Source organism: Paracoccus hibiscisoli, from assembly GCF_005048265.1.
Taxonomy (GTDB): domain Bacteria; phylum Pseudomonadota; class Alphaproteobacteria; order Rhodobacterales; family Rhodobacteraceae; genus Paracoccus; species Paracoccus hibiscisoli.
On record NZ_SUNH01000004.1, the window covers coordinates 77,992 to 94,714 of the forward strand.

A 16,723-nucleotide genomic window follows, 5' to 3' on the forward strand; every position below is an offset into this window, starting at 1 on the left:
TCAGCCCCCCAGGAAGGTGCGGCGCACCTCGTCGTTCTGCATCAACTCGTGCCCGGTGCCGGTATGGGCGTTCGCACCCTGCACCAGCACATAGGCCTTGTCGGCGATCATCATCGCCTGGCGTGCATTCTGTTCGACCATCAGCACGGGCAGCCCGCCCCGCGCGATGGCGATGATGCGGTCGAACAGCTCGTCCATGACGATGGGGCTGACGCCCGCGGTCGGTTCGTCCAGCATGAGCACCTGCGGCTGCGTCATCAGCGCGCGGCCCACGGCCACCTGCTGGCGCTGGCCGCCCGACAGCTCGCCCGCGGCCTGACGGCGCTTGGCGGCGACGGCAGGGAACAACTCATAGACCTGCTCCATCGTGGCCTTGATGTCGTCTCGGCGGATATAGGCGCCCATCTCCAGGTTCTCCTCGACCGTCATGGACGGGAAGATGTTGTTGACCTGCGGCACAAAGCCCATGCCCGCCTTGACCCGGTCCTGCGGGTTCAGCGCGGTGATGTCCTGACCGTTCAGCCGGACCGACCCCTGGCGCAGGTTCAGCATGCCAAAGATCGCCTTCATCGCGGTGGATTTGCCGGCGCCGTTGGGGCCCACGATCACTGCGATCTGGCCCTGTTCGACGGCGATCGTGCAGTCGTGCAGGATATCGGCGCCCTTGCCGTATCCGCCGGTCATGTTCTCTCCGATCAGGAACGGGTCGCCCGCGCGACCGGCGCCCACCGGGCCCGACCGCCGCGTGCCGTCAATCTGGCCCATCCCCTTGAGGTTGACCACCGAGGCGTCGCGGTTGCCGCGATTGCCAAAGCCTGCGTCGCTCATGCGCCCACCATGTCCTTGTTCTTCAGGCCGGTGCCCAGATAGGCCTCGATCACGGCCTCGTTCTTCATGATGTCCCGGGCGCTGCCCTTGGCCAGGACCTTGCCCTCGGCCATGACGATCACCGGGTCGCACAGCTTGCCGATGAAATCCATGTCATGCTCGATCACGCAGAAGGTATAGCCGCGTTCCTTGTTCAGGCGGATGATTGCGTCGGCGATGGTCATCAGCAGGGTGCGGTTCACGCCCGCGCCGACCTCGTCAAGGAACACGATCTTGGCATCGACCATCATCGTGCGGCCCAGCTCCAGCAGCTTTTTCTGGCCGCCCGACAGGTTGCCGGCCTTTTCGTGGGTCAGGTGGCGGATGGTCAGGAAATCCAGCACCTCGTCGGCCTTGCGGCGCAGCTCGGCCTCCTCGCGCTCGATCCGGCCGCGCTGGAACCAGGTCTTCCAGATGGTCTCTCCGGATTGCGCGCCGGGCACCATCATCAGGTTCTCGCGCACCGTCATCGAGCTGAACTCATGCGCCAGCTGGAAGGTGCGCAGCAGGCCCTTGTGGAACAGCGCGTGCGGCGGCAGGCCGGTGATGTCCTCTCCGTCCATGAAGACGCGCCCCGAGGTGGGGGGCAGCACGCCGGCGATCACGTTGAACAGCGTCGACTTGCCCGCGCCGTTGGGGCCGATCAACCCGGTGATCGATCCGGTCTCGATGGTCAGGCTGGCGCCATCGACGGCGCGAAAGCCGCCGAAATGTCTGTGAAGGTCCTCGACCCTGATCATTCTTCTACATCCCCGTCTTCACATTCTGGGTGAAGATGTGCCGTCAAGCGGCTGTTATCGTTATGAAACGGCCCGACACCCCAAGGTGCCGGGCCATCGTGTCAGGGGTGGGGGTCAGCGATAGCCGACCACCTCCAGCACGCCGTTGGTGAACTGGATCTCGCGGAAGGTGCCGGCGGATTCGCCCGGACCCACCAGTTCGACCGCGGTGCCGCCGACATAGTCCACGTCGCCGCCGCCGTTGATGATCTCCAGCGCCTGCGCCAGCTGGCCGGGCAGGATCTCTTCGCCGGGGCCGTTGGCCACGTCCATGATGTGGTCCTTGTAGACCGCCGGGTCCGACGAGCCCGCCTTGGCCATCGCCAGCAGCATCAGCGCCGCCGCGTCATAGGCCTCGGCCGAGAAGGCGCCCGAACCGTCAAAGCCCGCCTCGGTCGCCATGCTCAGATAGGTCTCGCGGCCCTCGCCCTCGGCGGCAGGGTTCTGGCCAAAGCTGCCCTCGATCTCGGAGCCGAAATTGTCCTCCAGCGCCTGACCGACCATGCCGTCTGGGAACACGAAGGTCTCGAACGCGCCGGTGTCCAGGGCCGCGCGCACGACGCCCGAACCGCCCTGGTCGACATAGCCGACCACGACCAGCGCATCGCCACCGGCCGCTGCCAGGGCCGCGACCTCGGCCGAATAGTCGGCCTTGCCGTCGTCATGGGCGCTGTTGGTGGTGACCGTGCCGCCCGCCGCGGTGAAGGCCGCCGCAAAGCTGTCGGCCAGGCCCTTGCCATAGTCGTTGTTGGTATAGGTCACGGCGACGCTGCCGATGCCGCGATCCTGCACGATTGCGGCCATGACCTCGCCCTGGCGGGCATCCGACGGTGCGGTGCGGAAGAACAGGCCGTCATCCTCGATGTCGGTCAGCGCCGGAGACGTCGCCGAGGGCGAGATCATGACGATCCCGTTCGCCTTGGCCACGTTCTCCAGCGAGGCGATCGTCTCGCCCGAGCACATGCCGCCGATGATGCCCTTGACCCCTTCCGAGGCGATCAGACGCTCGACCGTCGCGGTGGCCGCGGCGGCGTCGATGCAGGTGCTGTCGCCGGTGACCGACACGACCGTCGATCCGTCCAGCAGCAGACCGGAATCGCTGACCTCCTTCATGGCCATCTCGGCGCCCTGCTGCATCGCGGGGGCCATTGATTCCAGCGGACCGGTAAAGCCGAGCGAGACGCCCAGCTTGATTTCTTCGGCGCCCGCGGCACCGGCCAGCAACGCCCCGGCGGCGGTCGCAAGAAGAAGCTTTTTCATTGGTTGTCTCCCAGTTGGAACATTGTCCTGCGCGTCACGCTATAATCGGCCCTCTGAAAAAGAAAGCGCGTTGTCGCGTGGATTTGCATGGTTTTTGGACAGCTTGACGGCTGACGCTAGGTCAGCGGCGCGGGCGACCGGGAGGGGCCGCCCGCGGCTGCGTCACTTGTCCTGGACGGACAGGCCCAGCACGGGCTGATAGATCTGCGCCAGGCGCGCGATGGCCTCCTGGGGCGACAGTTCCTCGGATGCGCCGGTGCGGCGGTTGGTCAGTTCGATCTTGTTGGCGGCCAGGCCGCGCGGGCCGACGGTGATCCGCCAGGGCAGGCCGATCAGGTCCATCGAGGCGAATTTCGCGCCCGCCCGCTCATCCCGGTCGTCGTAAAGCGGGTCCAGACCGCGGGCCTGCAACTCGGCATAGATCGCCTCGCAGGCGGCGTCGGTGGAGTTGTCGCCCTGCTTCAGGTTGACGATGCCGACATGGAAGGGGGTCACGCCCTCGGGCCAGATGATGCCCTTGTCGTCGTGATTGGCCTCGATGATCGCGCCCAGCAGGCGCGACACGCCGATGCCGTGGCTGCCCATGTGGACGGGCACGCGCACGCCGTCGGGGCCCACGACCGTGGCGCCCATCGGTTCGGAATACTTGGTCCCGAAATAGAAGATCTGGCCGACCTCGATGCCGCGCGCGGTGCGGCGCCGCTCTTCGGGGACCTCGGCATAGACGGCCTCGTCATGGGTCTCGTCGGTGCGGGCATAGCGGCTGGTGAACTCCTCCAGCACGGCCTGGCATTCCGCCACATCGTCATAGTCGATGGCGCGGTCGCCAAAGGTCAGGTCGGTGATCTGGCTGTCATAGAACACCTCGGATTCGCCGGTCTCTGCCAAGACCAGGAATTCATGGGTGTAATCGCCGCCGATCGGCCCGCCATCGGCGCGCATCGGGATGGCCTGCAGGCCCATCCGCTCATAGCTGCGCAGATAGCTGACCAGATGGCGGTTATAGGCGTGCAGCGCGGCTTCCTTGGTCAGATCGAAATTGTAGCCGTCCTTCATCAGGAACTCGCGGCCCCGCATCACGCCAAAGCGGGGGCGGATCTCGTCGCGGAACTTCCACTGGATGTGATACAGCGTCAGGGGCAGGTCCTTGTAGCTGTTCACGTGGCTGCGGAAGATGTCGGTGATCATCTCCTCGTTGGTGGGACCGTACAGCAGGTCGCGCTTGTGGCGGTCCTTGATGCGCAGCATCTCTTCGCCGTAATCGTCATAGCGGCCGCTTTCGCGCCACAGGTCGGCGGGCTGCAGGGTGGGCATCAGCATCGGGATGTGGCCCGCGCGTTGCTGCTCCTCATGGACGATCTGCTCGATGCGCTTCAGCACCTTGAAGCCCATCGGCAGCCAGGAATAGATGCCCGCCGTCTGCTGCTTGATCATGCCCGCGCGCAGCATCAGCCGGTGACTGACGATCTGCGCCTCCTTGGGGTCTTCCTTGAGCACGGGCAGGAAATAACGCGACAGACGCATGGCCGAAGTCCTTCAAAGCGGTTCGGGGCAGCGTTACCGGATCGGTCCCGCCTTGCCAAGCATCGCGCTTGCAACCACAGACGCGGGGCGGCACATTCGCCGCAGGTTTCTGGACAAGGGTCAAGCCATGCGCATCCCCGTACGCAAGCAGATCATGTGGTGGGGCATCGCGGCCCTGACGCTGCTGCTGACATTGTGGCTGTTGGGCCAGGCGGTGCTGCCCTTCATCCTGGGGGCGGGCATCGCCTATCTGCTGGACCCGGTCGCCGACCGGCTGGAACGCGCGGGCCTGTCGCGCACCATGTCGGTCGTGGTGATCACGGTGGCGGTGGTGCTGGCCTTCGTCACGGTCGTGCTGCTGATCGTGCCGGTCCTGCTGCGCCAGGCGACCGCCCTGATCGAGACCACGCCCGCGATGATCGAGCAGGGGCGCGCCTTTCTGGACGCCCGCTTTCCCGACCTGATCCCGCAGGGCGCGGGGCTGCAGCAGACCTTGGCCGACCTGCAGGCGACGATGGGCGAACAGGCCGGGCGGCTGGCCTCGACGGTGCTGGGTTCGGTGACGGGGGTGCTGGGAACGGTGGCGCTGCTGGTCATCGTGCCGGTGGTGGCCTTCTATCTGCTGCTGGACTGGGATCACCTGGTCGCGGCGGTGGACGGGCTGTTGCCGCGCGAACATGCCGCCACCATCCGCCAGTTGGCCCGAGAGATCGACGACGCCCTGTCGGGCTTTCTGCGCGGGCAGGCCGTCGTCATCGCCATCCTGGGGACGTGGTACGCGCTGGGGCTGATGTTCGTGGGGCTGCCCTTCGGCTTTTTCATCGGGATCATGGCGGCGGTGCTGTCCTTCATCCCCTATGTGGGCGTGCTGATCGGGGGGGCGACGGCCATCGGGGTCGCGCTGTTCAGCTTTTGGGGCGATCCGCTGTGGATCGGCGCGGTCGTGGCGATCTTTGCCATCGGCCAGATCGTCGAGGGCAACTATCTGCAACCCAAGATCGTGGGCGGCCATGTCGGCCTGCATCCCGTCTGGCTGCTGCTGGCGCTGTCGGTGTTCGGCGCGCTGTTCGGGTTCGTCGGGCTGGTCATGGCGGTGCCGATGGCCGCGGCCCTTGGCGTGCTGGCGCGGTTCCTGATCGCGCGCTATCGCGAAAGCTCGCTGTTCACCGGGCAGGGGCTGCCCGATGAGCCTGCCCAGCCCATCCTGGTCGAGATGGTCCCTGCGGGCACGGTGGCGGAACGGCTGCGCCACGCGCGCATGGCCGCCGACCGCGCGCTCAGCCGCCAGCAGGTGGAGGCGATGCAGGATGATCTGGCCCGCCGCGACGCCAAGGGCTGACGGGTTGAGCCTGTTTCCCGCCTCGCGCCAGCTGACGCTGGACCTGACCACGCCGCCCGCCCATGCGCGGGCCGATTTCCTGCCCGCGCCCGCCAATCACGCAGCCCTCAAGGCGCTGGACCGGCCGCAGGACTGGCCCGCGGGCCGCATGCTGCTGATCGGCCCCGAGGGGTCGGGCAAGACGCATCTGGCGGCCTTCTGGGCGGCCGAGAACGGCGCCCGGCGCATCAGCGCCTCGGCGCTGCGGCCCGATGCGGCCGATCTGCTGGCCTCCGAGGGCGGCGCGGTGGTGGTCGAGGATGCCGACCATGCAGGCTTTGCAGCGGGTGCCGAACAGGCGCTGTTCCACCTGTGGAACCTGTGCGCACCGCGCGACTGCCTGCTGCTGCTGACGGCGCGCACGCCGCCGCGCGACTGGGGGCTGGTGCTGCCTGATCTGCGCTCGCGGATGGACGCCATGCCCCAAGTCCGCTTGGGCCCCCCGGACGAGGCACTGCTGGCCGCGGTGCTGGTCAAGCTGTTCGCGGACCGCCAGCTGGTGGTGCCGGCAGGGCTGATCGACTGGCTGGTCCTGCACATGGACCGCGACCTGGGCCTGGCGCGCCGCCTGGTCGCCGCGATGGACGCCGCCGCCATGGCCCAGAAGGGTCCGGTCACGCGTCGCATCGCCGCCGACCTGCTGGACAAGCTGTCCGAGGCTGACGCATGATCGGGGCCACGCCAGCCGCCGGATGACCATGACCCAAGCCGACTTCCTCCGCACGCCCTTTCCCGAACCCAAGGACCTGCCCGGAGGCACCCCCGAAGGCGCCGCGCGCTTTTTCAACCGGGAATTGTCCTGGCTGTCCTTCAATTGGCGCGTGCTGGACGAAGCGCGCAACCCCCGCGTCCCCCTGTTGGAGCGGTTGCGCTTTGTGTCGATCAGCGCGACCAACCTGGACGAATTCTACACCGTCCGCGTCGCGGGCCTGCGCGAACTGCTGCGCGAGGGCAGCACGACGCCCTCGGATGACGGTCTGACCCCCGCCGAGCAGCTGGCCCTGATCAATGCCGATGCCCGCCGCCTGATGGGCGCGCAGCAGGGCGTCTGGAACGGGTTGCGCAAGGAAATGGAGCAGGCGGGCATCTGCATCCTGTCCCGCCAGCGCCTGACCCGCGCCGAGGAGGAATTCCTGAACGACCATTTCCAGAACCTGGTCTTTCCGGTCCTGTCGCCGCTGGCCATCGACCCGGCGCACCCGTTCCCCTTCATCCCGAACACCGGCTTTTCGCTGGCGCTGGAGCTGGCGCGCGAGACGGACGGCCGCAAGATGCAGGCCCTGCTGCCCATCCCGGCGCAGCTGCCGCGTTTCGTGCCCCTGCCGGGGGGGCAGCGGTTCCTGCGGCTGGAGGATCTGCTGCTGATGCATCTGTCCAGCCTGTTCCCGGGCTATCGCGACACCGGCCATTGCAGCTTTCGCGTGCTGCGCGACAGCGATCTGGAGGTCGAGGAGGAGGCCGAGGATCTGGTCCGCGAGTTCGAGACCGCACTGAAACGCCGCCGCCGCGGCAGCGTCATCCGGCTCAAGATCACCGCCGGCGCCCCCGACCGCCTGCGCCGCCTGATCATGGAGGAGCTGGAGGTCAGCCCCGACGAGGTCATCGAGGTCGAGGGCCTTCTGGGCATGGCCGACCTGCGCGAACTGGTGCTGGACAGCCGCCGCGACCTGATGTGGCCCGCCTTTACCCCCCGCGTCCCCGAGCGCATCCAGGACCATGACGGCGACATGTTCGCGGCGATCCGCCAGAAGGACATGCTGCTGCACCACCCCTACGAGACCTTCGACATGGTGGTCCGCTATCTGGCGCAGGCCGCGCGCGACCCGGATGTGCTGGCGATCAAGCAGACGCTGTACCGCACCAGCCGCGACAGCCCCATCGTCGACGCCCTGTGCGAGGCGGCCGAGGCGGGCAAGTCGGTGACTGCGCTGGTCGAGCTGAAGGCCCGCTTTGACGAGGCCGCCAACATCCGCCAGTCGCGGCGGCTGGAGCGGTCGGGCGCGCATGTCGTCTATGGCTTTGTGAACTACAAGACGCATGCCAAGATCAGCACCATCGTGCGCCGCGAGGGCGAGGGGCTGGTGACCTATACCCATTACGGCACCGGCAACTATCACCCGATCACCGCGCGCATCTATACCGACCTGTCGCTGTTCACCTGCAACCCCGCGCTGGGGCGGGACGCGACCAAGGTGTTCAACTATCTGTCGGGCTATGTGCAGCCCGCGGGGCTGGAGAATCTGTCGATCTCTCCGATCGACCTCAAGGCGCGGCTGATCGACCTGATCGGCCGCGAGGCCGAATATGCCCGCCAGGGCCGCCCCGCCGCCATCTGGGCCAAGATGAATTCGCTGATCGAAAAGGACGTGATCGAGGCGCTGTATGCGGCCAGCGCCGCCGGCGTCAGGATCAGCCTGATCGTGCGCGGAATCTGCGGAATTCGCCCCGGTATCAAGGGATTGTCCGAGAATATTCGCGTCAAGTCTATTGTCGGCCGCTATCTGGAACACAGCCGCATCGTGTGTTTCGGGTCGGGCCACGGGCTGCCGTCGCCCAAGGCGCGGGTGTTCATCAGCTCGGCCGACTGGATGGACCGCAACCTGAACCGCCGGGTCGAGACGCTGGTCGAATGCGTCAACGACACCGTCAAGGCGCAGATCGTCAACCAGGTCATGGCCGCCAACATGGCCGACGAGGCGCAAAGCTGGCTGTTGCAGCCGGATGGCCGTTTCCTGCGTTACCTTCCCGAAGGGCGCGACGATCTGTTCAACTGTCACCGTTTCTTCATGGAAAACCCGTCCCTGTCGGGGCGGGGCACGGCGGGGGCGCGTGACGTTCCGGCCCTGACCCATTCGGCGGATTGACGGTCCGGACCTGCCGGGCCAAGACAGGACCAGCGACAAGCCAAGGGGCGCAAGGATGAATGGCGTGCGAACCACCAGTGGCCACAAGGTCGACCCGTTCGGCCGGAAATTCCGGAAACTGCCCAAGCGGGCGCTGAAGCGGCTGGGTGTCGTGGATGTGGGCTCGAACTCGATCCGGTTGGTCGTGTTCGACGGGGCGGCCCGGTCGCCCGCGTATTTCTATAATGAGAAGGTCATGGCGGGCCTGGGTCAGGACATGGCCCGCACCGGTCGGCTGAACCCCGACGGGGTCAAGCGGGGCTTTTCGGCGCTGGCGCGCTTTGCCGCCTTGGCGCGCAGCATGGATATCGAGCCGCTGACCTGCGTGGCCACCGCCGCCGTGCGCGAGGCCGAGGATGGCCCCGCCTTTCAGCGCCGCGTCGAGAAGGAGACCGGCCTGACGCTCCACGTCATCGACGGCGAGGAGGAGGCCCGCCTGTCCGCGCAGGGCGTCCTGCTGGGCTGGCCCGATGCGCGGGGGCTGGTCTGCGATATCGGCGGCAACTCCCTTGAGCTGGCAGAGGTCGCGGATGGCAAGGTCGGTCGGCGCGTGACCTCTCAGCTGGGGCCGTTCCGCCTGCAGCAGGTCGCGCCAGAGCGGCTGCGCGACCATATCGCGGGCATCCTGGCGGGGCTGGCCGCCCAGATGGGCACCGATCACGATCGCATCTACCTGGTCGGCGGATCATGGCGGGCCATCGCGCGGCTGGACATGGAGCGCGTGGGCTATCCCATGACCGTGCTGCATGAATACCGCATGACGCCGCAGGCGGTGGCCGACACCGTCGCCTGGATCGGGCGGCACGAGCTGGGCGCGCTGCGCGCCAAGGTCGGCATCTCGGCCTCGCGGATCGAGCTGGTGCCGCTGGCATCGCAGGTGCTGTCGCAGCTGATCGAGGTGTTCGGCCCCAGGGAGCTGGCCATCTCCAGCTATGGCATCCGCGAGGGGCTGCTCTATGAGCATATGTCCGACACGCTGCGCAAGCGTGACCCGCTGATCGAGGCGGCGCGCTTTACCGAAAAGCAGATGGCCCGCATGCCGGGCTTCGGCAAGAAGCTGTATCAGTTCCTGCTGCCGCTGTTCCCCGGCCTGACCCCGGAACGCGACCGCCTGATGCTGGCGGCCTGCCTGCTGCACGACACCGCCTGGCGGGCGCATCCCGATTACCGGGCCGAGGCGTGTTTCGACAATGTCACCCGCGCCAATATGGCCGCGCTCAGCCACCCCGAACGGGTGTTTCTGGGCCTGGCGCTGCTGCACCGCTACAAGAACAACCGCGCGCAGTCGCAGATGGCGCCGCTGTTCGCGCTGCTGGACGACGACCAGATCCGCGATGCGGAGGTGCTGGGCAAGGCCATGCGCTTTGGCGCGATGTTCGCGACGGACGATCCGTCCGAGGCCGCCAGCCTGCGCATGAGCGAGGGCCGGGTGGAGCTGCGCCTGGCCGCCACCGGCCGCCATCTGATGGGAGAGGTCGCGCAGTCGCGGTTCCTGTCGCTGTGCAAGTCGATGGGGGTCGAAGGGGTCACCCGCTGATCCTACTCCCACCACTGACCCGGACATGAAAAAGGGCGCCCGATCGGGCGCCCTTTTCCGTCTCTGCCGTGGGGCAGGGGGATGATTACATCATCCCGCCCATGCCGCCCATGTCGGGCATGCCGCCGCCGCCACCCTGGCCCTTGGGCTCGGGCTTTTCGGCGATCATGGCTTCGGTCGTGATCAGCAGACCGGCCACCGACGAGGCATCCTCAAGCGCGGTGCGGACGACCTTTGCGGGGTCGATGACGCCGAACTTGAACATGTCGCCATATTCTTCGGTCTGGGCGTTGAAGCCGAACGCTTTGTCGTTCGATTCCCGCACCTTGCCGGCCACGACGGCGCCGTCGACGCCTGCGTTTTCGGCGATCTGGCGCATCGGAGCCTCCAGCGCACGGCGGACGATGGCGATACCGGCGTCCTGGTCGCTGTTCGCGCCCGTCAGACCTTCCAGCACCTTGCCACCCTGAACCAGAGCCACGCCGCCGCCGACGACAACGCCTTCCTGGACAGCTGCACGGGTTGCGTTCAGCGCGTCATCGACGCGGTCCTTGCGCTCTTTGACTTCGATTTCGGACATGCCGCCGACGCGGATCACGGCAACACCGCCGGCCAGCTTGGCCACACGCTCCTGCAGCTTCTCCTTGTCATAGTCCGAGGTGGTTTCCTCGATCTGCTGACGGATCTGGGCGACGCGGGCCTCGATCTCGGACTTCTCACCGGCGCCGTCGACGATGGTGGTGTTGTCCTTGTTGATCGTGATCTTTTTCGCACGGCCCAGCATGTCGATGCCGACATTCTCCAGCTTCATGCCCAGATCTTCGCTGATGACCTGACCGCCGGTCAGGATCGCCAGATCCTGCAGCATCGCCTTGCGACGATCGCCGAAGCCCGGTGCCTTGACGGCCGCGATCTTCAGGCCGCCGCGCAGCTTGTTGACGACCAGCGTGGCCAGGGCCTCGCCTTCGACGTCTTCAGCGACGATGACCAGCGGCTTGCCCGACTGGATAACGGCTTCCAGCAGCGGAACCATCGGCTGCAGCGACGACAGCTTTTTCTCGTGCAGCAGGATATAGGCGTCTTCCAGATCCGCGATCATCTTGTCGGGATTGGTGACGAAATAGGGCGACAGGTAGCCGCGGTCGAACTGCATGCCTTCGACGACTTCGACCTCGGTCTCCATCCCCTTGTTCTCTTCGACGGTGATGACACCCTCGTTGCCGACCTTCTGCATCGCGTCGGCGATGAAGCGGCCGATATTCGCCTCGCCATTGGCCGAGATCGTGCCGACCTGGGCGACTTCGTCGCTGTCGGTGACCGGACGCGACGCGGCCTTGATGGCCTCGACGACTTTCAGCGTGGCCAGATCGATGCCGCGCTTGAGGTCCATCGGGTTCATGCCGGCCGCAACGGCCTTCATGCCCTCTTTGACGATGGCTTGTGCCAGAACGGTGGCGGTGGTGGTGCCGTCGCCGGCCTCATCATTGGTGCGCGAAGCAACTTCGCGGACCATCTGGGCGCCCATGTTCTCGAACTTGTCGGACAGCTCGATCTCTTTGGCGACCGACACACCGTCCTTGGTGATGCGGGGCGCACCGAACGACTTGTCGATGACCACGTTGCGGCCTTTCGGGCCCAGGGTCACCTTGACGGCATCGGCCAGGATGTTGACGCCGCGCAGCATGCGGTCGCGGGCATCGGTGCCGAACTTGACTTCTTTAGCAGCCATGAGAAAATTCTCCTGTAGTCTGGTTGGAAGGATGGAACGATCCGGGGATCACTGGCCGTGGCTCAGTGGATCACGCCCAGGATGTCGCTTTCCTTCATGATCAGCAGCTCTTCGCCATCGATCGTGACTTCGGTGCCCGACCATTTGCCGAACAGAACCTTGTCGCCTGCCTTGACGCTCGGTGCGATCAGTTCGCCCGAATCCTTGCGTGCGCCTTCGCCGGTCGAGATGATCTCGCCCTCGGCGGGCTTTTCCTTGGCGTTGTCCGGAATGATCAGACCGCCCTTGGTCTTTTCTTCCGACTGGACGCGACGGACCAGCACGCGGTCATGCAGCGGGGTGAATGCCATTGTCGAACACTCCTTGATTCAGGTTGCAGTGTTTCTCTGTTGGCACTCACCGGGTGCGAGTGCCAATGACGCTCATCTAGGCTCCGCGCGCGGCCTTGTCAACGGGGTCGGGCGGTCTGACGGGTGGTTCCCGCCGCCCGGATGTGACAGCCTGCCGCCCAACCTTGCCGCCGAAAGGACCCCGATGCGCCTGACGATCGCCGCCGCTTTGTTCACCCTGTCCGGTCATGCCGCGCTGGCCGCCTGCACCGGCCAGAACCTGTTCCAGACGATGCCCCCCGAACGCGCCGCCGCCATCGAGGAGGCCAGCCGCGACGTGCCCTTCCGTCAGGGACTGCTGTTCGAGGCTGTCCGCGACGACCAGCGGATCACTCTGGTCGGCACCTATCATTTCGGCGATTCGCGCCATCAGCCCATGGTGGACCGCCTGCGCCCGGTCATCGCCGATGCCCACGCCCTTTATGTCGAGGCGGGCCCCGAAGAGGAGGCGCGCCTGGCCGAGGCGCTTGCCAGCGATCCGACGCTGATGGTCGATCCCGACGGCCCGACCCTGCCGGAACGGCTGTCGCCCGACGAATGGGCGGCGCTGTCGCAGGCGATGACCGAACGCGGCACGCCCGGCGTGGTCACCGCCCGCCTGCGGCCCTGGTATGTGGCGCTGATGCTGGGCATTTCGCCCTGCATGGTGCGGACCATGGCCGAGATCGGCGATGCGGGGGGCCTCGATCACCTGTTGGTCGCCGAGGCGCAGGCGGCGGATGTCCCGGTGCGTTCGCTGGAGGCCTGGGACACGATTTTTGGCCTTTTCGCCGGGCTGACCCCGGAGCAGGAGCTGGACATGATCCGCGCGGGCCTGCCTGCCGCCAGCTATGCCGACGATTACGCGGTCACCCTGACCGATGCCTATTTCGACGGCGATGTCTGGAAGATCTGGGAGTTCGGGCGCTTTGACGCCTATGCAAATTCCGGCCTGTCGCGCGAGGCGGTCGACCGCCAGATGGACTTTGCCCAGACCCGGCTGATGGATGACCGCAACCGCGCCTGGATCGCGCCCCTGCTGCAGGCGGCAGAGCAGGCGGGCGACCGGGGCGTGGTCGCGGCCTTTGGCGCCCTGCACCTGCCCGGAGAGGCGGGCGTGCTGTCCCTGTTGCAGGACGAGGGCTTCACGATCACCCGCCTGGACGGGTGATCGCGTCGGTCACTGGCCGTTCAGCACGCCCAAGGCATGGGCGCGGCCCTGTTTTTGATAAGTGATGCGGCTGTCGCCGATGGCGGTGATGGTGCCGCCATTGATCCGGTCGCCAATCCGCAGCGTCAGCACGCGCCCGTTCGACAGGCGGACCAGCGCGCGGCTGGCCTGACCGGCGCCGACCGTGCCGATGATCTGGGTGCTGTTCAGCTGGATGCCGTCCTTGACCGTGGCGCTGGCACCGGCATTGCCGATGGCGTTCTGGGGGACGGCGGCGACGACATCGGGTTCGCTGTCGACCTCGGGGGGGCGGTACTGCTGGTTGCGCGAGGCGGCGGCGCGGGCCTCGGCCTCGGCCTGGGCGCGGGCGCGGGCCTCGGCCTGGGCGCGGGCCTGGGCATCGGCGCGGGCGTCGGCGGCGGCCTGGTTGCGGGCGCGGGCCTCGGCCTGGGCCTGCAGCTCGGCGTCCATGCGGCGCTGTTCGGCCATGGCGGCCTCGGCGGATTGCGCCTCGGCTGCGGCGCGCAGATCGGGTGAGGACGGCGCCAGGGCGGCTGCGGCAGGCGCTGCCGCGACCATCGCGTTCGTCGGGGCGGCAACGGCGCCCGCGGCGGCTGCGACGGCGGCCGCACCCCCGGCCCGACGCGGCGGGATCTGGGACGAGGTCAGCGCCGTCAGCGCCACCGCACCCGGCGTCGCGGTGCTGCTGCCGATGGCAGAGGCGATGGCCTGTTCCACATCCGCGCCCGACGGCGCGGCGGCGACGGTGCGGTTGCCCGGGCGGCTGGCGGGCCGGGCCGAGCGCGAGATGGTGCCTGCGGCTGCCGGGGCGCTGGCTGCGGGCGCCTCCGCGCGCGGGGCGATCACCGCGGCGGCGGTACTGGCGCGTGCCGAGGGGCGCGGGGCACTGACGGCCTCGGCCACAGCGTCCTGGACGGCCTGCTGAGACGGCGCGCGGACCGAGACCGGCTTGCGGGTCGGGCGGGCATCGGCCAGCTGAAAGACCAGACCGCGCTCGGCCTCTGACAGGGGCGCCGCGCCGGCCTGGGCGGTGCGCAGGTCGCGCAGCTGCGCCTCGATCAGCGCACGCTCGGCGGCGGTCAGGCGGCGGGGCTGTGCGTCCTCGACCCGGCTGCCCTCCTCCAGCAACGACAGCCGGTCGGGCCGCGAGGGCGGGCGCACGGCAGGGGTCTGAGCTGGTGTGGCTTGGGCAGGCGTGGCCTGCGCCGGTGTGCTTTGCGCGGCGGTGGCCTCGGGCTGGGTGGGGCGGGGGGCCGGGGCGGGCGGCGCCGAAGGCGGACGCGCGGCAACCGGTGCCGGGGTGGCAGGGGCCGCTGTCGCAGGGGCCGCAGTGGCCTCCGCCGGACGGGCGGGGGGTGCTGCTGGGCGCGCTGGCGGGCGTGATGCTGTGACCGGTGCTGCGTCGGGGCGCTGCTGCGCCTGATAGGGCAGGGGGTTGTCGGGCACGGTCGGGCGCGGATCGGGCGCGGCGGGTGCCGAGGCCGCTGCCGGCGTGGCGCGCGGCGGACGGGCGGAGCTTGCCAGCCGTGCGGCCTGGGTCGCGGCGGCAGCGGCCTCGGCCGAGGGGGCGGGCGCAGCGGGCGCCGCAGGCGGCGGCGCGGGCTGCTGGGCCACGGGCTCTGCCGCTGCGGTTTCCTGCGGTTCGGGGTCGGCGGGCAGGTTGGGCCCGGCCATCCGGGCTGGATCGACCAGCTGAGCCGCCTGTGCGGGCGGCGGGCTGGCTGGATCGGCCGCCTGCGTGGTCGGCGGGCTGGCAGGCAGCAGTGCCGACGGCGCCGCGGCCTCCTGTGCGGCGGCAGGTGCGGCGGCAGTGGGTTCGGGCGATGCGGGCTGCTGGGCCTGTGCAGGCTCGGGGGTGGTCACGCGGGCCTGCGCCAGGGCCTCGGCCAGGGCGATGTCCAGCGCATCGGGCTGTGCATCGGGCTGGGCGGCCTCAGGCGCGGGCGTGGCTGGCAGGGCGGCGGCAGGCTCTGCCACGGGTTCAGGGGCGGGGGCCGGTTCGGGCACGACCTCGGTCGCCGCGACGGGAGCCTGGGCGATCTGCTGGTCGGGGGCCGGGCGACCCAGAAACAGCAGCGCCATGACCAGCAGGAAGGCCAGCCCGCCCACCATCACCGGCAGGCGCGCAGGGTCCAGCCTGCGCAGCCGCTCGGCCAGGCCGGGGGCGCTGGCGGCGGCTGCGGGCGCGTCGGTGCGGTTCAGCCGCGCGGCGGCGGCGCGGGTGTGGACGGCCTCGGCCCGGGGCGACAGGCGCTTGGCCGAAAGGGGCGGCGTCTGGCCGTGGCGGATCACCGCGGCGCGGGCCGTATCGGCGGCGGTTGCCTCCACCGGTGCGGCGGCTGCCGTGACGACGGGCGCGATGACCACATGCGGGGTGATGCGCGACACGACGGGTGCGGCGGGCGCGGGCGGGGAGGTGGCCTCGACCTCGATCACCGGGGCGGTGACGCGGGCCTGGGTCAGATCGGGCGCGCTGAAGGGGCGGCGGTTGAACTGCTCCTGCACAAGACGCGAGGGGCCGAAATCGGGGTGGCCGTCAAAGCGGTCATCGCCCGGACGCGCCTGAAAGCCCGAGGGGCGGAACCCCTGCGCGCGGGCGAAATCCTCGGCCTCGTCCAGGGTGCGGCGGGCCACGGCGGCGACGCGCAGCGTCTCGATGTCGCCATTGGCGGCGGGGCACCAGTCAAAGGCCAGGTCATCGGCGCCATAGGGGGTCGAGGCCTCCAGCGCACGCGCGATGGTTGCGGCCGTGTCCGACCCGAAGGGCACCGTCAGCACGGTGTACAGGATCTGGTCGTCCGGGATCACCAAGACGGTGTCCAGCTCTCCGGCCTGGCCGCCGGCCTCCTCGCGCAGGCTGTTCAGGACCGCGGCCAGGTCGCCCCCGGCAAAGCGGGCCTGGCCCAGGGATTGCCAGCCGGTGCCGTCCCGGCATTCCAGCCGCACGGCCTCCTGGGTAAAGCTCATGGCAAATTCGGGAGGCGCTGCGTGCTGGTTCATGGCTGTCTTCACTGCTCGGGGTGCGTCGCGTGGGCGTGCCCGCAACGTCGTTGTTCATCTTCCATCACTACCGCAAATTGTGGAGTGTTGAAAGAAGAACTGCCAGATCTGTGATCGCTTTTGCGCGTGAAAGGGCTAGGAAGCCGCCCCGGCGCAGGGCATCAACCATCGCAGTGACCCCGCCAT

12 protein-coding genes are annotated in these 16,723 nt (G+C 68.4%); 5 read left to right on the top strand and 7 right to left on the bottom strand.

Annotation, left to right across the window (positions count from 1 at the left end; translation table 11 throughout):
* The 4 genes from FA740_RS02045 to proS form a co-directional block, all read right to left on the bottom strand.
* Entirely contained in the window at nt 1–828 is an 828-nt protein-coding gene (locus tag FA740_RS02045; protein ID WP_136855113.1) for an ABC transporter ATP-binding protein, read from the bottom strand.
* Nucleotides 825–1,607 carry an ABC transporter ATP-binding protein gene (locus tag FA740_RS02050; RefSeq protein WP_136855114.1) on the bottom strand — a complete coding sequence of 261 codons (783 nt, stop codon included), beginning with the start codon at nt 1,605–1,607 and terminating at the stop codon, nt 825–827. Before FA740_RS02050 ends, FA740_RS02045 begins: the two co-directional genes overlap by 4 nt.
* A gap of 114 nt (nt 1,608–1,721) precedes the next feature.
* A complete protein-coding gene (locus tag FA740_RS02055) occupies nt 1,722–2,906 on the bottom strand; it encodes an ABC transporter substrate-binding protein (protein ID WP_136855115.1) in 1,185 nt (394 codons plus the stop codon).
* 162 nt (nt 2,907–3,068) lie between these two features.
* Nucleotides 3,069–4,430, bottom strand: a complete 1,362-nt coding sequence (gene proS / locus FA740_RS02060) for a proline--tRNA ligase (RefSeq protein ID WP_136855116.1) — start codon at nt 4,428–4,430, stop codon at nt 3,069–3,071.
* A 127-nt stretch (nt 4,431–4,557) separates the two neighbouring features.
* Here proS and FA740_RS02065 point away from each other — a divergent pair, with 127 nt between their 5' ends.
* Genes FA740_RS02065 through FA740_RS02080 form a run of 4 tightly spaced genes read left to right on the top strand, consistent with a single transcriptional unit; the run spans nt 4,558 to nt 10,248 of the window.
* Entirely contained in the window at nt 4,558–5,769 is a 1,212-nt protein-coding gene (locus FA740_RS02065; RefSeq protein ID WP_136855117.1) for an AI-2E family transporter, read from the top strand.
* 4 nt (nt 5,770–5,773) lie between these two features.
* The gene (locus FA740_RS02070) at nt 5,774–6,478 is read left to right on the top strand and encodes a P-loop NTPase family protein (RefSeq protein ID WP_338119653.1); all 705 of its coding nucleotides are present in this window, start codon (nt 5,774–5,776) and stop codon (nt 6,476–6,478) included.
* 28 nt (nt 6,479–6,506) lie between these two features.
* The gene (locus tag FA740_RS02075) at nt 6,507–8,672 is read left to right on the top strand and encodes an RNA degradosome polyphosphate kinase (protein ID WP_136855118.1); all 2,166 of its coding nucleotides are present in this window, start codon (nt 6,507–6,509) and stop codon (nt 8,670–8,672) included.
* Nucleotides 8,673–8,727: 55 nt separating this feature from the next.
* On the top strand, nt 8,728–10,248 hold the full coding sequence (locus FA740_RS02080) for a Ppx/GppA family phosphatase (RefSeq protein WP_136855119.1): 1,521 nt from the start codon (nt 8,728–8,730) through the stop codon (nt 10,246–10,248).
* A gap of 85 nt (nt 10,249–10,333) precedes the next feature.
* On the opposite strand, the gene groL is transcribed toward FA740_RS02080, so the two are convergent.
* Complete coding sequence (groL, locus tag FA740_RS02085) at nt 10,334–11,977, bottom strand: chaperonin GroEL (protein WP_136855120.1); 1,644 nt, start codon at nt 11,975–11,977, stop codon at nt 10,334–10,336.
* Between the two features lie 62 nt (nt 11,978–12,039).
* On the bottom strand, nt 12,040–12,327 hold the full coding sequence (locus FA740_RS02090; RefSeq protein WP_136855121.1) for a co-chaperone GroES: 288 nt from the start codon (nt 12,325–12,327) through the stop codon (nt 12,040–12,042).
* 184 nt (nt 12,328–12,511) lie between these two features.
* Between FA740_RS02090 and FA740_RS02095 the strand changes: the two genes are divergently transcribed.
* On the top strand, nt 12,512–13,516 hold the full coding sequence (locus tag FA740_RS02095; protein WP_136855122.1) for a TraB/GumN family protein: 1,005 nt from the start codon (nt 12,512–12,514) through the stop codon (nt 13,514–13,516).
* A 9-nt stretch (nt 13,517–13,525) separates the two neighbouring features.
* On the opposite strand, the gene FA740_RS02100 is transcribed toward FA740_RS02095, so the two are convergent.
* A complete protein-coding gene (locus FA740_RS02100; protein WP_136855123.1) occupies nt 13,526–16,504 on the bottom strand; it encodes a hypothetical protein in 2,979 nt (992 codons plus the stop codon).
* Nucleotides 16,505–16,723: the final 219 nt, after the last annotated feature.

Coding starts and splice junctions, on each gene's coding strand:
- FA740_RS02045 (WP_136855113.1), bottom strand. CDS start 828: ATGAGCGACGCAGGCTTTGGCAATCGCGGCAACCGCGACGCCTCGGTG.
- FA740_RS02050 (WP_136855114.1), bottom strand. CDS start 1,607: ATGATCAGGGTCGAGGACCTTCACAGACATTTCGGCGGCTTTCGCGCC.
- FA740_RS02055 (WP_136855115.1), bottom strand. CDS start 2,906: ATGAAAAAGCTTCTTCTTGCGACCGCCGCCGGGGCGTTGCTGGCCGGT.
- proS (WP_136855116.1), bottom strand. CDS start 4,430: ATGCGTCTGTCGCGTTATTTCCTGCCCGTGCTCAAGGAAGACCCCAAG.
- FA740_RS02065 (WP_136855117.1), top strand. CDS start 4,558: ATGCGCATCCCCGTACGCAAGCAGATCATGTGGTGGGGCATCGCGGCC.
- FA740_RS02075 (WP_136855118.1), top strand. CDS start 6,507: ATGACCCAAGCCGACTTCCTCCGCACGCCCTTTCCCGAACCCAAGGAC.
- FA740_RS02080 (WP_136855119.1), top strand. CDS start 8,728: ATGAATGGCGTGCGAACCACCAGTGGCCACAAGGTCGACCCGTTCGGC.
- groL (WP_136855120.1), bottom strand. CDS start 11,977: ATGGCTGCTAAAGAAGTCAAGTTCGGCACCGATGCCCGCGACCGCATG.
- FA740_RS02090 (WP_136855121.1), bottom strand. CDS start 12,327: ATGGCATTCACCCCGCTGCATGACCGCGTGCTGGTCCGTCGCGTCCAG.
- FA740_RS02095 (WP_136855122.1), top strand. CDS start 12,512: ATGCGCCTGACGATCGCCGCCGCTTTGTTCACCCTGTCCGGTCATGCC.
- FA740_RS02100 (WP_136855123.1), bottom strand. CDS start 16,504: ATGAGCTTTACCCAGGAGGCCGTGCGGCTGGAATGCCGGGACGGCACC.